The 14,673-nt window shown below is 57.7% G+C and carries 14 protein-coding genes and 3 tRNA genes; 5 read left to right on the forward strand and 12 right to left on the reverse strand.

Going from position 1 to position 14,673, the window contains the following annotated elements; translation table 11 throughout:
• Window positions 1-178: 178 nt before the first annotated feature.
• Both QMK54_RS17085 and QMK54_RS17090 read left to right on the forward strand, forming a co-directional pair.
• Window positions 179-1,021, forward strand: a complete 843-nt coding sequence (locus QMK54_RS17085; protein WP_320400944.1) for an SDR family oxidoreductase — start codon at window positions 179-181, stop codon at window positions 1,019-1,021.
• Window positions 1,022-1,113: 92 nt separating this feature from the next.
• The gene (locus tag QMK54_RS17090; protein WP_110659126.1) at window positions 1,114-1,308 is read left to right on the forward strand and encodes a hypothetical protein; all 195 of its coding nucleotides are present in this window, start codon (window positions 1,114-1,116) and stop codon (window positions 1,306-1,308) included.
• Between the two features lie 111 nt (window positions 1,309-1,419).
• Here QMK54_RS17090 and QMK54_RS17095 read toward each other — a convergent pair whose 3' ends face one another.
• The 11 genes from QMK54_RS17095 to QMK54_RS17145 form a co-directional block, all read right to left on the reverse strand.
• On the reverse strand, window positions 1,420-2,025 hold the full coding sequence (locus QMK54_RS17095) for a hypothetical protein (RefSeq protein WP_223595496.1): 606 nt from the start codon (window positions 2,023-2,025) through the stop codon (window positions 1,420-1,422).
• A 149-nt stretch (window positions 2,026-2,174) separates the two neighbouring features.
• Window positions 2,175-3,722: a phospholipase D family protein gene (locus QMK54_RS17100; RefSeq protein WP_320400945.1), complete on the reverse strand. Its 1,548-nt coding sequence runs from the start codon at window positions 3,720-3,722 to the stop codon at window positions 2,175-2,177.
• Between the two features lie 813 nt (window positions 3,723-4,535).
• A complete protein-coding gene (locus QMK54_RS17105; RefSeq protein ID WP_181432020.1) occupies window positions 4,536-4,970 on the reverse strand; it encodes a DUF2511 domain-containing protein in 435 nt (144 codons plus the stop codon).
• A 322-nt stretch (window positions 4,971-5,292) separates the two neighbouring features.
• Window positions 5,293-5,379 (reverse strand) — tRNA-Leu (locus QMK54_RS17110).
• 195 nt (window positions 5,380-5,574) lie between these two features.
• Window positions 5,575-5,648: transfer RNA gene (locus tag QMK54_RS17115), tRNA-Cys, on the reverse strand.
• Window positions 5,649-5,694: 46 nt separating this feature from the next.
• A tRNA-Gly gene (locus tag QMK54_RS17120) sits at window positions 5,695-5,770 on the reverse strand.
• Window positions 5,771-5,833: 63 nt separating this feature from the next.
• Entirely contained in the window at window positions 5,834-6,394 is a 561-nt protein-coding gene (gene pgsA, locus QMK54_RS17125) for a CDP-diacylglycerol--glycerol-3-phosphate 3-phosphatidyltransferase (RefSeq protein ID WP_110659118.1), read from the reverse strand.
• A gap of 32 nt (window positions 6,395-6,426) precedes the next feature.
• Window positions 6,427-8,250: an excinuclease ABC subunit UvrC gene (uvrC, locus tag QMK54_RS17130; RefSeq protein ID WP_103393169.1), complete on the reverse strand. Its 1,824-nt coding sequence runs from the start codon at window positions 8,248-8,250 to the stop codon at window positions 6,427-6,429.
• A 2-nt stretch (window positions 8,251-8,252) separates the two neighbouring features.
• Window positions 8,253-8,894 (reverse strand): UvrY/SirA/GacA family response regulator transcription factor, encoded by a 642-nt coding sequence (uvrY, locus tag QMK54_RS17135; protein WP_008015884.1) that lies wholly within the window; start codon window positions 8,892-8,894, stop codon window positions 8,253-8,255.
• Between the two features lie 97 nt (window positions 8,895-8,991).
• Window positions 8,992-9,465 (reverse strand): GNAT family N-acetyltransferase, encoded by a 474-nt coding sequence (locus QMK54_RS17140; RefSeq protein ID WP_110660367.1) that lies wholly within the window; start codon window positions 9,463-9,465, stop codon window positions 8,992-8,994.
• On the reverse strand, window positions 9,465-10,223 hold the full coding sequence (locus QMK54_RS17145) for a carbon-nitrogen hydrolase family protein (protein WP_320400946.1): 759 nt from the start codon (window positions 10,221-10,223) through the stop codon (window positions 9,465-9,467). Before QMK54_RS17145 ends, QMK54_RS17140 begins: the two co-directional genes overlap by 1 nt.
• Before the next feature lie 626 nt (window positions 10,224-10,849).
• Here QMK54_RS17145 and QMK54_RS17150 point away from each other — a divergent pair.
• Complete coding sequence (locus tag QMK54_RS17150) at window positions 10,850-11,929, forward strand: 3-deoxy-7-phosphoheptulonate synthase (protein ID WP_223592288.1); 1,080 nt, start codon at window positions 10,850-10,852, stop codon at window positions 11,927-11,929.
• A gap of 57 nt (window positions 11,930-11,986) precedes the next feature.
• Here the strand turns inward: QMK54_RS17150 and QMK54_RS17155 are convergent, their stop codons facing one another.
• A complete protein-coding gene (locus QMK54_RS17155; RefSeq protein WP_320400947.1) occupies window positions 11,987-13,051 on the reverse strand; it encodes a hypothetical protein in 1,065 nt (354 codons plus the stop codon).
• A gap of 337 nt (window positions 13,052-13,388) precedes the next feature.
• Between QMK54_RS17155 and QMK54_RS17160 the strand changes: the two genes are divergently transcribed.
• Both QMK54_RS17160 and QMK54_RS17165 read left to right on the forward strand, forming a co-directional pair.
• Window positions 13,389-14,270: an esterase/lipase family protein gene (locus tag QMK54_RS17160; RefSeq protein ID WP_110660363.1), complete on the forward strand. Its 882-nt coding sequence runs from the start codon at window positions 13,389-13,391 to the stop codon at window positions 14,268-14,270.
• 107 nt (window positions 14,271-14,377) lie between these two features.
• Window positions 14,378-14,659, forward strand: coding sequence for a peptidylprolyl isomerase (locus QMK54_RS17165; RefSeq protein WP_007984657.1), 282 nt, complete (start codon window positions 14,378-14,380; stop codon window positions 14,657-14,659).
• Window positions 14,660-14,673: the final 14 nt, after the last annotated feature.

The raw sequence follows: 14,673 nt of genomic DNA on the forward strand, positions 1-14,673 counted from the left end.
AGTGAATTTCCCGATCAATAACGTGACATGTACTCACCTTAGCATCGCCACACCCTGTGCCCAACAACAGATGCCCATACGTCGGGGAACTCGATCCAGTGGGTTGACGAAAAAACATGAGGATCTATCATCTTTTAAACATGAGCATCACTCACATTAACCGATGGAGATGAACGCGATGAAACCCACTCAACCAATCACCCTGGTCCTCGGCGCCACCGGCAAAACCGGACGCCGAATCACCCAACGACTCGAGGCCGCCGGCCTGCCCGTTCGCCGAGGCTCCCGCGACGCCAATCCCCCTTTTGACTGGGAAGATCGATCCACCTGGGACGCGGTGATCGAGGGTGTTCATGCGGTCTACATTTCCTTCCAGCCTGACCTCGCCGTTCCCGGCGCCCTGCAGACCATCCAGGCGTTCACCGACCTGGCGGTGAAAAGTGCAGTCCGCAAACTGGTTCTGTTATCCGGCCGCGGTGAGATCGAAGCACAACAGGCCGAACGCGTCGTACAGGACAGCGGGCTTGACTGGACGATTCTGCGGGCCAGTTGGTTTTGCCAGAACTTCAGCGAGGCGCACTTTCTCGAACCAATCGTACAAGGCGAACTCGCACTCCCTGTCAGCAATATCGCCGAGCCCTTTATCGATGCAGAGGACATTGCCGAGTGTGCCGTCGCAGCCCTGACCCAGCCCGGACACACCAACCAGCTCTACGAGTTGACCGGCCCCCGGGCGTTGACCTTTGCCGAAGCCGTCACCGAGATCGCCCGCTCCACCCAGCGCGAGATCGATTTCGTGGCCGTACCCGCGGATGCCTATCGGCAGGCATTGGCACAGGAACAACTGCCCGCGCAGTTAATCGATCTGGTGCTGTATCTGTTCACGACCGTGCTCGACGGCCGCAATACATCCGTGGCCGATGGCGTACAGCGGGCACTGGGGCGGCCGGCGCGCGACTTCAACGACTACGTGCAGCGCACTGCGGCTGCGGGCATCTGGGGAAATGAGCGTCCGACGTAAAGCATTGGCGACAACAGGCTTCGTCAACTAGGGTCTCTTGCGTATCGAACCGCGGCACCTTAATTGGCAGGAGCCTGATCAAGGAGGAACCCATGTCACTCAAATCCAGTGCCGAACAAACCTACCGCCAGTGGTCGACCCCGATCCTGCTGGAACTCAAGGAGCGAGAGCATCAAATGAACCCATCAGACCGCCAGGCTCTGGAAAACGTACTGCTGGAAAGAAGGCTGATCAACACCGGCAACCCAACCGGCAACGATCGCCGCAAGGCAGACCCTGCATCCTGAAAAGCATCAGGCGACCACGATCAGGATGCAAGTGATGGAGCAGAAACAAACAAGGGTTTGCCTGGCCTTCGCTGGCAAACCCTTGTTTGCGCATAACACCCGACTACCGCGCTAAAACCACCCACTACGTTCGTCTTCCAGCTCCTGGCGACATTGCTTGAGTTGGGCGTTGTAAACCTCTGACTGCTTTTGCACTTTCTGGGCAACCTGCATCAGCCACGGTTTAGCGCGATAGGTATTACGGCTAAAGCCCCCACGCCCTTCGTGGTAAGCCAGGTACTGATTGTAGGTGTCCCATTTGGAGATTCCGAGCTGACGCTGGGTGCCAGTGGTGTACCAACCGATAAACATGATCGCGTCGTCGAAGCTGTCACGCGAACCACCGTTGCCCGTATTGCCCTTGTACTCACCCCACACTGGATCTTGAGCCTGCGCATAGCCGTAGGCCGAACTGACTCGCCCCCAAGGGATCACCCAGAGCAGGTAGTCACGCGGCGGCAATGCATCTGCCACGAAACTGCTTTCCTGCTTCATGATCGCCATGGCCACATGCACAGGCGTCCCATATTCACTCTGCATTTGCAGCGAGTCCTCGTACCAGTCGGGATACTCACGAAAAATACTGCAGAGATTGCCTTGGTCTTTTGGCGGCGTGGTCATGCAACCCGTTAAAAAGATAAACAACAAAGCCAACAACAAAACTTGTCCTTGTTTCATTCATTACCCTCAAAAGTAAGGGCATAAAGAACCCTCCGTTTACTGCAAGGAGCCTGAATCACGCAGGTGCAGGCAAAAACCTCAGAAGACATCCGGCCTGATCGCGTCACCCTTTTCGAGAGGCTTCTTTGTAATTCCCTATTGCTGATCTAGAGCATTTTCTCCAGACCGATCTTGTCGCTGAGCCAGGCCTTGAAGCTGCGCCATTTGCTGCCGGGCTCCTTGCGCAAAGTATGCAGGCGACCGTCGTCCTCGGTGAGCCAGACGATTTCGCCGTTTTCCAGTCGGGCCTGGAAACTCATGACCGGCGCCATGCCCTCAAGCGCCAGCTGGCGCACGTAGCCGGCCAGCTCGGGACTGTCGACCAGCACCCCGACTTCAGTGTTCCAGAACACCGAACGCGGGTCGAAATTAAACGAGCCGATAAACACTTTCTGCTTGTCCAGGATCATGGCCTTGGTATGCAAGCTGGAGTCCGAGCCGCCACTGAAACCAAACGAAGAGCTGCGGCCGGGATCGTCCGGCTGGCGCCGCAGCTCATAGAGCTTCACGCCATGCTCGAGCAGAGCCTTGCGATACGGTGCATAGCCGCCATGCACCGCCGGCACATCGGTGGCTTCCAGTGAGTTGGTCAGCAGGCGCACATCAACGCCGGCATCGGCACGCCCCAGCAGATAATCCATGCCCGGTTTTTGCGGGACGAAATAAGCCGAAATCATGATCAGCTCGTTACTGACGCCATCGAGTTCAGGCCGCAGTTGTGTGGCCATCAATAGCGCGCGTGCCGGCTCTCCGTCAGCCAGGACCTTGCTCGGAGCGTCCCACATCGCCGTGTTATAGGCCCAGATCAGTTGCTTGCGCCAAGTCTCCCATTGCGGTTGAGTCTGGTAAGTCATGAGATGGTTGTACAACGCCCTGCTCTCGATACGCGAGGCCTGCAGCGATTGCTCCAGGCGTTGACGGCTCTCGAGCAAGTCTTGGGCTGTCGGCTTATTGAGCAGGAAGTCCGTGATCGGCTGGCTCAAGGCGCTGTTCCAGTACTGATCGAAGCTGTGTCCCAACTGCTCGGCGACCGGGCCGATGCACAGCAGGTCCATGTCGGTGAAGTTGAGATCGGGCTTGGCGTCAAAATACTCATCCCCCAGGTTGCGTCCGCCGACGATGGCTGCGCTGTTGTCGGCCAGCCACAGTTTGTTGTGCATGCGTCGGTGTTGTTGGGAAAGATCAAGCAGGCGGCCCATGGTTCGAGTGACCATGGTGCTGCGCCCCAGATGCAAAGGGTTGAAGACGCGGATATGGATGTTCGGATGCACCGCCAGGGTCGCGATGACTTCTTCCTGGCCGTCGCTGGCCGTGTCATCGAGCAAGATACGTATCCGTACGCCGCGATCGGCAGCCAGCAGCATTTCACGCACCAGTGCCCGGGTGCTGAGACCGTTGTGCACGATGTAGTACTGCAGATCGACGGTTTTCTGCGCATTGCGGATCAACTCCGCGCGCGCCCGGAACGCTTCACTGCTGTTGGGCAGCAAACGAAAACCCGAGCGCCCCTCATGCGCAGCGGCCTGAGCCTGGATCGAGCGCCCGAAAGCCGATTCGCTGGCGGGTATCGCCTCGCTGAATTCGCGGGGCAGCCGCGTGGTAGCGCAGCCGACGAGCAACAGCGCGAACAACATGGCACAGAGGAACCGGGACATGGGCTGGCCCTCAACCTCGAAGGGTGTGGTTTTCGCTCGGCATCCAGCCAGTACTGGCTGCCGAGAACATGCAGCCCTCGGTAATCCGCACGACTTGTTCCAGTAAAGCCCGCTTCAAGCAGCGTGTCGAAATTTTCCGGCAGCTACACCCAGAGCTTGAAAGGCCCTGAGGCCGATACTTCCACGCCACCTCAAGGCAAGCAGCCGCTACCAAAAGCGGGTGAAACAAGGTCGCTACACTCTCCATAAATGGGGAACTACACCCACCCAACCAGGCATTCACCACCAAATTTGAGGAATATTCCCCCACTCCCCCTTTCTCTTGCTTGAGCCCCTCGCCAACAGCCTGTTAATTAATTGGGCATCATCCTCGCTCTATTGAAATGGCTCATTAGTTGCACCACCCCTTGGGACCCGCAACAGCGGTCGTCCCGGGCATCATGGAGACGGCTGGACTCGCAAGATTCGGTATGACGCGAGAGGTGAGAATTGGTGATGGCTTCCACTGAGAGAGCAATTGCTCGAGTCACGAAATGGCCGATGCCCCTTTATAAGCAGCTCGCTGAGTTGAGCCTATTGCTTTTCGCGTTGCTGATTATGCTGGGGTTGTCCGCTGTAGTAGCGATGGAGTTGACCTTTGGAACAGTGCCCTGACGAGTCTGGTACAGACTTTTTATTTTGCGTTGCAAAGAACACGGGCATGCCAACAGCCCTTTGAGCAACGAAAGTGTCGGTGTGTCGAGATTGATGTAGAGACTAACAATGTGCACTAAACGGGAGCCGCCATTGCAGCGGCCCCTTTGCTTTACTCGGTTATTTCGCGCAGAGCGCAAGCCCTTTCTCGATAAGTGGTGTCATCGCCACTTTCGATCCTTTGTTTTCGGGATCATTACGCCAAATTCTATTGACTTCGGTCCAGCCGAACTGCTTCGCATGGCTGCTCGCAGAATCGTTCATTGCATAAGTTACGCCTTGGAACTCGAGCAGAACCGAGGACGGATCCACACAGGAAAGTTTTCCTTCGGAGATGGTCAGAGGCCATTTCTCGCCGTACTCAGCTCGGGTAACGGAGGCAGTCATGCCCGGGAACAAGACATGAAAAGTAAACCAGTAAATTACTCCCGCGGTGGCTGCGAGTCCTACCAGCTTTGAAGGTATCAAAGGTTTCTTTTTTGCCCCGCAGTGGGGGCACGCATTCGCGGATGGTGAAATTTGATGCATGCGCTCTTTGGAGGCTGCCAAACCCATTTGTGTTTCCCTCTCATCCTGAGTTCTGCCAAAACGACAGACGTAGTTTTCCTTCCCAAGGTGCCTTCCGGACCATTGGGTTTGAAGCATTTATCGGTTGTGTCGCGACGCCAACTCAGCGAACGCACTGAGCGAATGGTGAATATGGAGTTTATCGCTTTCGGGGAGAGAGCGATACATATCAAGGACCTGGTGCTCTTGCGTAGATAGGTCACCCAAGGGAACCGAAGCCGACTTCCAAATGCGCGATTTGCGGGCGAATTGCGGCAATAAAAAAACTAAGGGCCTGCATGAGGTATCTCACGCAAGCCCTTGATATTCATGGTGCCCGAAGCCGGAATCGAACCGGCACGCCCTTACGAGCGGGGGATTTTAAGTCCCATGCGTCTACCAGTTTCGCCATTCGGGCGGTAGCGCGGTGAAGCGTCGAGTTTTTGCCAAACAACGATCTGGCAGTTCTGACGCTTGTGCAGCAGAGGTGGAAATATATACATCCCGCCCCAGTGAAGCAAGTTCGCAAATAGCCTTTTCAAATCTAAATCTTGCAGGCTACTGCAAATAAAAAAGCTCCGTAAATCATAGATCTACGGAGCTTGTTTATTAGTGGAGGCCGAGGTCGGAATCGAACCGGCGTAGGCGGATTTGCAATCCGCTGCATAACCATTTTGCTACTCGGCCTCAAAACATTTGTTGTCAGTAGCGCGACATCAAATGCGTGCAAACTTGGAGCGGGAAACGAGACTCGAACTCGCGACCCCGACCTTGGCAAGGTCGTGCTCTACCAACTGAGCTATTCCCGCGTCTTGGTGTGGCGCATTCTATAGAATTCAGAAGCGCCGTCAACCCCTTGATTCAAAAAAGTTTTATTTCTTTTCAACGTCAGTCTTCAGATGTGGCCAGGCGGCCCGCAGGTACTGGACCATCGACCACAAAGTCAGGCCAGCCGAGATCATCAGCAAGGTATAACCGAGCAAGACCCAGAAGCTGAAGTCCTTGGGATTGGCCAGCAGGATCACCAGCGCCAGCATTTGCGCGGCGGTTTTCCATTTGCCCAGGTTGGACACGGCGACATGGGCACGAGCGCCCAGTTCGGCCATCCACTCGCGCAGTGCCGAGACGACAATCTCGCGACCGATGATCACGGCAGCTGGCAGCGTGAGCCACAGGTTGCCGTGTTCCTGCACCAACAGTACCAATGCAACCGCAACCATCAGCTTGTCGGCAACCGGATCGAGGAAAGCCCCGAACGGTGTGCTTTGTTCCAGGCGGCGGGCCAGGTACCCGTCCAGCCAGTCGGTCGCGGCAGCGAATGCGAAGACCGAGGCCGAGGCCATGTAGCTCCACTGGTAAGGCAGGTAGAACAGCAAAATGAAGATCGGTATGAGCAGAACGCGTAGAACGGTAATCAGATTAGGGATATTCATCGGCACAACTGGCTACGAGGTGAGGGGGCATTCTACTCGCTGTGCAGATTTGCATAAATCAACTCTGCGAGCTTTTTACTGATCCCGGGGGCTTTGGCAATTTCTTCGATGCTTGCACGAGACAGCTCCTGCAATCCACCAAAATGTTTCAACAAATCCCGCCGACGTGTCGGTCCGACGCCAGCGACGCCTTCCAGTGTAGACGTCCGACGGGTTTTTCCACGCCGGGCGCGGTGCCCGGTGATGGCAAATCGGTGGGCTTCGTCGCGAATCTGCTGGATCAGGTGCAGCGCGGGAGAATCGCCGCGCAACGTGAATTCATGTGCAGCGTCGTTCAGGTACAGGGTTTCGAAACCGGCCTTGCGCGTCGCGCCTTTTGCCACACCCAGCAGAATCAGGTCAGGCACGGCCAACTCATCGAGTACGTCGCGAGCCATGGACAACTGCCCCTTACCGCCGTCCACCAGCAGGATATCCGGCAGCTTGCCCTCCCCGTCCTTCAGTTTGCTGAAGCGTCGGGTCAATGCCTGATGCATCGCCGCGTAATCATCGCCAGCCGTAACGCCTTCGATGTTGTACCGACGGTAATCGGATTTGATCGGACCTTCGGGGCCGAACACCACGCAGGACGCCACCGTTGCCTCGCCGCTGGAGTGACTGATGTCGTAGCACTCGAGTCGTTGAGGGGGCTCGTCGAGCTTGAGTACCTCGGCCAGTGCATCGAACCGTGCCGTAATGTGCTGACGATTCGCCAGGCGCGCACTCAGTGCCTGCTCGGCATTGGTCACCGCCAATTGCTGCCAGCGTGCCCGCGTACCCCGCACGCGATGGCTGATGGTCAGTTCACGTCCGCGCAACTCGTCGATGGCGGCAATCAGTGTCGGAAAGTCATCGTGAACCACATTGACGATCAACTCGCTCGGCAAGTCGCGCTCAGGACTGCTGATGAAGTATTGGCCAAGAAACGCGGCCATGACTTCGGAAACGTCTTCTTCAATACCTACCTGAGGGAAGAAGTTCTTGCTTCCCAGAACCCGCCCACCCCGTACGCTGATCAAGTGGACACAGGCACCGCCTGGATTGACGAAGGCGGCAATCACATCGACGTCCCCGGTCCCGCCTTCCATGCTCTGCTGATCCTGAACCCGGCGCAGCAGCGCAATCTGGTCGCGCAACTCGGCCGCTCGTTCGAACTCGAGATTGATCGCCGCTTCTTCCATCCCGGCGGACAACTCGTCAGTCAGCGCGTTGCTGCGCCCCTCAAGAAACATCACCGAGTGGCGCACATCTTCGGCATACACCTGGGGTTCCACCAGCCCGACGCAGGGCGCCTTGCAGCGCTTGATCTGGTATTGCAGGCAAGGACGGGTGCGGTTCTTGTAATAACTGTCTTCGCATTGCCGAACGAAAAACGTCTTTTGCAGCAGGCTCAGGCTTTCGCGAATCGCACCGGCGCTCGGGTAAGGCCCGAAATATTTGCCCTTGGCCTTTTTCGCGCCACGATGAATGCTCAGGCGCGGAAACTCTCCGTCGGAGAGAAAGACGTAGGGGTAGGATTTATCGTCGCGCAGCAGGATGTTATAGGGCGGGCGCCATTCCTTGATCAGCGTCTGCTCAAGCAACAAGGCTTCGGTTTCGTTGGCCGTGATCGTCGTTTCGACCTGGGCGATACGCGCTACCAGTGCAGCGGTCTTGGGTGCCAGCCCGGTCTTGCGAAAGTAACTCGACAGGCGATTCTTGAGATTTTTCGCCTTGCCGACGTAAAGCAGACGCGCTTCGCTGTCGAACATGCGGTACACGCCGGGGCGCCCGCTAACGGTCGACAGAAAGGCGCTCGGATCAAAGGTTTCGGTCATTTTCAGAGGCTGGCGTCGACCATGCCATGACGAACCGCCAACAGCGTCAACTCGACATCACTGCTGATCGAAAGCTTTTCGAAGATGCGGTAACGGTAGGTGTTCACGGTTTTTGGGGACAGGCACAATTTGTCGGAAATGATCTGTACTTTCTGGCAGCCGACAATCATCAGCGCGATCTGGATTTCCCGCTCCGACAAGGCATCGAAAGGCGAATCGTTGGTGGGCTGGAAGGACTTGATCGCCAGCTGCTGGGCAATCTGCGGGCTGATGTAGCGTTGCCCGGCGAACACCAGGCGAATGGCCTGGACCATTTCCGGCAAACCTGCCCCCTTGGTCAGGTAACCCGCCGCCCCGGCCTGCAACAGCCGTGTAGGAAACGGATCCTCCTCACACACGGTCACCGCGACGACCTTGATATCCGGATGACTGCGCAATAATTTGCGAGTGGCTTCAAGACCGCCGATGCCCGGCATCTTGACGTCCATCAACACCACATCGGGTTTCAGCTCACGCGCCTTGAGCAGGGATTCCTCACCCGACTCGGCCTGGCCGACTACTTGCAGGCCATCGATGTCAGCCAGCATTCGTGTAATGCCTGTACGAACGAGATCATGGTCATCGACTACTAGCACCCTAATCAAGCAGACACCTCGCGATATGGTCTTATTGGGTTGCCAGACACCTTAGCAAAAAGCATCTGGCAGACCTAGCGGAAAGCATCAGATTAAAAGTTTCAATTCATCTTGAAAGGCTTGTCGCAAGCGTGTTGTAGCAATCCGGGCCGGGGATATCCAGCTGCATCCTCAGGAAACATTCGTCCTTGCCCGCCACCTTGAATCCCTTGCGCTCGTACAACACTTGCGCCGGGTTGTTTTCAAAAACCGTCAGGCGCAACGCCGGGCGCCGCTCCTGGCGCGCCAGAGCCAGCACCTGATCGATCGCCCAGGATCCGGTACCCTGCCCACGAAACGCTTCGACGATATGCAACTCGCGTATGTACAAGGCCCTGGCATCACGGCTCAGGCTGGCATACCCCAGGATATGGTCGTCCCATGTGATCACCCGGTTGTCTCGCCCGGCCCAGGCCACGTCAAACGCTTCGTCCTGCCATGGCAGATCATGCTCAATGTAGTAACGCAGCATGCCTCTACAGGTCAGTTCGCGGGCGAAATCCAGGTCATCAGGCGTTGCCGGACGCCATTGGCGCTCCATCATTCCAGCTCCACTGCCAATACCTTCCCGGTCCAACCCGCACAATCACGCCGGGCAACGACCATCTGGTTGCCGGTACCGACGGCGGCTGCAACCAGCGAACCGTCCGGGGACCACACCGCACTACGCCCTGCCGACTCCCAGCCACCCGTTGCACCGCCATGGTTGGCCATCAACACCATCATTGAATGGACAGCGGCGTAGCCCTGTAACAACGCGGTATCCGGGTCGTAGCCTTTTGCCGTGATCAGCACGCCAGCGGCGTATACGCCGGCACCGTTCAGTGCAGCGTTAGCCGCATGATCGGCATGGGTGAAATCTGCGCACACAGCCAACGCAATCGTGTCGGTGCCGATGGTCAGAGGCTCGCCCCCCGTTCCCGGCGCAAACGCCTCCTCCTCCCCCGGATGCAGATACTGCTTGCTGTAGACCCCGAGAGAACCATCGGCACCCAGTATCAGCGCGCCAATCAGCACAGGCGAGGTGTCCATCAGCCGAATCGGCATGCCGACGACAGCCGTCACCCCGGCTTCCCGGGCAGCATCACGCAGCGGTTGCAGGACAGCGGCGTCCGGAGCAATCGCCAGCTGCGCCGCGAGCCCCCGTTCGTAGCCGGTCAGCGATAACTCCGGGAACACCAGCAATTGCACGCCCTGATCCGCAGCCACCTGAATGAAACGTTGATGTCTGGCGATATTGCCGGCGAGATCTCCAGGGATGGAAATCGATTGCGCAGCGGCGAGGGTCAGAGCCGTCATGGTAGGTCCTTGTGCCGAGGTGTTTTGTTGAGGCGCAGTGTGTGTCACAACCTTCGGGGCACTCAAGCGATAGAAAGCGTTGTCGTTGGCCAATAGCATTTTCTGATTGAATCTGCGCACCGGCCTCTAGTAAGCTCGGTCCATCCATCGGAGACAGACCATGTTCAACGCCCTCTTACAGCTTCGTACCGCCAGCGCCCTGCGCTCGGTTGCGGCTGCCCGGGTGAATGACGGTTGTGCTCCGGTCAGCTTTTATTTTGGGTATTGGTTTAGCCACTGGCGCGCCTGATACCCACACGGCGCCCACTTTTAACGGGTCGCCACCAGAGAATTCTCAACCCCCGGTCGGCCTCCCGACCGGGGGTTTTGTTTTTTCAGCCCCAACCTTTTTAGCGACACACCAGACATCCAGAGGATCAAGAACATGAACTACGCCACTTATTACCGTTACGACAGTTTTACCGCCTGGCGATTTACCAGCCTCCGCTCGGGACAGCCTGCCGCCTCCGATCGGTCACCCACAGGTGGCAAGCACACACACGCAGCCAATTTGGCCAATTGTCGAACACCCCAGTAGGGCCGAGCGCGCGGGCATGAACCCGCCACCAGCCCAGGAAGCCTTGAATATGAACTCGTCCGTCTCTGCACTGCCGCTGTCCACCTTGAGCCCTGCCAATGAAGCGCTGACCCTGCGCCTGCCCAGCTCATTGCAGCTCAAGCAGCAATTGCCACTCAGCAACACCCTGACCCAGCAAGTCACCGCCCACCGCCAAGCGGTTCGCGCGATCCTCAACGGTGAAGATTCCCGTCTGCTGGTCATCGTCGGCCCATGCTCGATACACGACCCGAAATCAGCCCTCGAATACGCCGGCAACCTTGCCCGCCTCGCCGCCGAAGTCAGCGACGAAATGCTCCTGGTGATGCGCGCCTACGTCGAAAAACCCCGCACCACGGTTGGCTGGAAAGGCCTGGCCTACGACCCGCACCTGGATGGCAGCGATGACATGGCCGCCGGTCTGACGCTGTCCCGCGAGCTGATGCGCGAAATGCTCCGCCTGGGCCTGCCCGTTGCCACTGAACTGCTGCAACCGATGGCGGCCGGCTATTTCGATGATCTGTTGAGCTGGGTGGCCATTGGCGCCCGGACCACGGAGTCGCAGATCCATCGCGAAATGGCCAGCGGCCTGGGCATGCCTGTAGGGTTCAAGAACGGGACTGACGGTGGTGTCACTGTCGCCAGCGATGCCATGCGTTCCGCCGCCCACCCCCATCGTCATTTCGGTGTCGATAGCCAGGGACATCCGGCGATCATTCAAACACCGGGCAATGCGGACACTCACCTGGTATTGCGCGGCGGCCATCAGGGGCCGAACTACGACAGCGCCAGCGTCGCCCAAGTGAACAGTGACCTGGCCAGGCTCAGGATTCCGGCTCGAATCATGGTCGATTGCAGTCACGCCAACAGCGGCAAAAACCCGTTGCGCCAGCCGGCGGTGTTCAACGACGTACTTGAACAACGCCTGCAAGGTGATCGTTCGCTGATTGGCATGATGATCGAGAGCCACTTGTTCGAGGGCTGCCAGCCGTTGAGTTCGTCATTGCAATACGGCGTATCAGTGACCGACGGCTGCCTCGGCTGGGCCGGGACAGAACAACTGTTGCTTGAAGCGGCAGACCGGCTGCGAGCGCAAGACAACGCCCGATAGCCGGCATTATCCGTCCGCCCTCCGGCCTTCATGGGAAGTCTGGAGGGCAAAAGGAAATCAGAGCCCCATCATGGACTGCACCTGAACCAGTGTCGCCGCGGATTGCTGGCGGGAACCGTCACAGCGCTCGACTGAATAGGAAACACGGATCGCACAATCCCGATGCTCCCTCCAGAACCGGTAGGGAACGATGAACACCAACGGCTCTCCCGCACTGTCTCTGGTTACTTCACGCTCATCAAGGTGATTGAATTTTTCCCCGTCGCATCTCAGGCAGATCAGCTCGCCTTTATCAGCCCTGGGGTTTTCGATGACGACGGTCACGCCATCCTGCGCATCGTGCAGATCCACCCAACCTTCATCGACTTCCAGCACAATGGGTGGCAGCAGTGGCCCCCGTTCCAGCCTGCCAATCATCAGTGCCGTTACTTCCGAGTAACGAGGGTTATGCCCTGTTTGCTTGACGCAATAATCGACGGAAACGCACGAGCCCAGGTTGGGCGCAATGCACTCCGGGTCGACCCAAAACGACAGTTCCTCCCCCACGGCAAAGGACTCGACCTTGAGTGCATCACTGAAACTGCCTTCGATCGAAACACCAGCCCAGGTCAGCATCACCCAGTCGCCCGCCGACATGCGCGCATAGGGCTTGATCGTAACGATCACCCCTTCTTTCACCCGATCCGGATCAAGCGTTCTACCCACCGCATCGTTTACCGTCGCCGGCAACAGGTCGGCTTGCACATCACCGACACTCAGTTGCAAACGATGGGAGTGCATGGGCCCGGCGCAAAGGGTGCTCATGAGTGAGTAACTGATTTCGAGTGAACCACCGTCGAGCGCCGCGATATGTGCGCTACCCACGGCAAAGATCACGTCCTCGCCGACCCGGTCCTCACTGACAAAGCGCGCCACCTGATGATTGCAGGCTCGACCTTCGGCATCCAGACCCACCCAATTCAATAGCAATTTGTCGCCGCAGGTCATGCCTGGATAAGGCTGCACCCTGATCACGGCCTTTTTGTCGGAGGGGTTCAGAACGCCGTTTTCCGCCTGCTCAAGCAAGGGAGCGGCGAGTGGTTGCTGCACGAGATTCAAGGTGTCGGGTTCATAAACAGTCATTCATTCGCTCCAGTCCCTGGAATAAACGCCGAACGGGTGGCCGGCTTTGGATGAAGCCTATTTAACCCCGCGGCAAACGGCCGTGATGTCGGCCTCTCACTCCGGCTCGCTGGGAAAATCGATACATACGAAGTAGGTTTTTGATCAACTGCAAGCAGATCGCCTGGAAAATCCTCAAACTATTCCGACTAAAACCTCAGTCGCTTTTGAGCATTCACACTTGCTCTATTCCGCTTTCCGCAAGGTTCGACGGACTTTTCATACATCGCGTCAACCTCAAGTGCCTTAGAGTGAAACGCCATGCAGTCCCAACGAACTACTGTGCGAAGGTATCAATATGCAAAGGAATGCAAGCACTTGTAATCCAATACTGCTGGTCCACGGCCTTTTCGGCTTCGAAAAGATCGGCAAATTCGAGCTCTTTCATGACATCCGGCAGGCGCTGAGGAACGCCGGAGCAAGGGTGTTCGTCCCTCACCTGGCGGGCAGCCATGGCAACGAGGTGCGCGGTGACCTATTGCTCTCACAGATCAAGCGGGTGCTGGAAGGAACCGGTGCACGCAAAGTCAACCTCATCGGCCATGGCCAGGGCGCACTGAGCGCACGTTATGCAGCAGCGATTGCGCCACACCATGTGGCGTCGGTCACCTCCGTCAGCGGGCCGAACCATGGCTCGGAACTGGCCGATTTCCTGCGCAAGGCATTGACACCGGGCAGTCTGCCGGAACATGTGGCCGAGACCGCAATGACCCTGTTCGCCGACTTCCTCGCGACATTGAGCGACAATCAATACCAACCGAAGAACGCCATTGCGGCCCTCAACGCGCTGACCACCGAAGGCGTAGGCGCATTCAACGACAAATACCCGCAAGGGTTGCCCACCACCTGGGGTGGCAAAGGGTGCGAACGGGTTAACGGTGTTCGTTACTATTCGTGGAGCGGCGTGCTGCCGTCGAATGTTCTCGAAGAAGGGTTCAATGCGCTCGATCCACTCCACGCCTACTGTCGGGCTCTTTCCAGCTATTTCGTCACCGAAGGCGAGCAGAACGACGGGGTGGTCGGTCGCTTCAGCTCTCATCTGGGAACGGTTATCCGTTCCGACTATGCGCTGGATCATCTGGACACCATTGGCCAACCCGCCGGCCAGTTGTGTGCAGGTGTGGACCCGATTGAACTGTATGTCCAGCATGCCGAGCGCCTGAAAGACGCCGGCCTTTGAGGCGCCACCTGCCGTAGCTCCCGCGTGGAACGGAACTTTGAGGAGAAATAGCTCACTGAATCCGGTAGGCTCAGCACTTTACTGAATATTGAAAGGAGTATTTTCCCATGGCCAAAGCCACCGCCCGTCACATCCTTGTTGCTTCCGAAGCCAAGTGCAACGAACTCAAGGCCCAAATCGAGGCTGGCGCCGATTTCGCCGAAGTTGCCAAGGCAAACTCCACCTGCCCTTCCAGCCGCCAGGGCGGTGACCTGGGTTCGTTCGGTCCGGGCCAGATGGTCAAGGAGTTCGACACCGTGGTCTTCAGCGCACCCATCAACGTGGTCCAGGGCCCGGTCAAGACCCAGTTCGGTTACCACCTGCTGGAAGTGACCAGCCGTCAGGACTGATCGACGCTTGAGCT

This window comes from Pseudomonas sp. P5_109, assembly GCF_034009455.1.
Taxonomy (GTDB): domain Bacteria; phylum Pseudomonadota; class Gammaproteobacteria; order Pseudomonadales; family Pseudomonadaceae; genus Aquipseudomonas.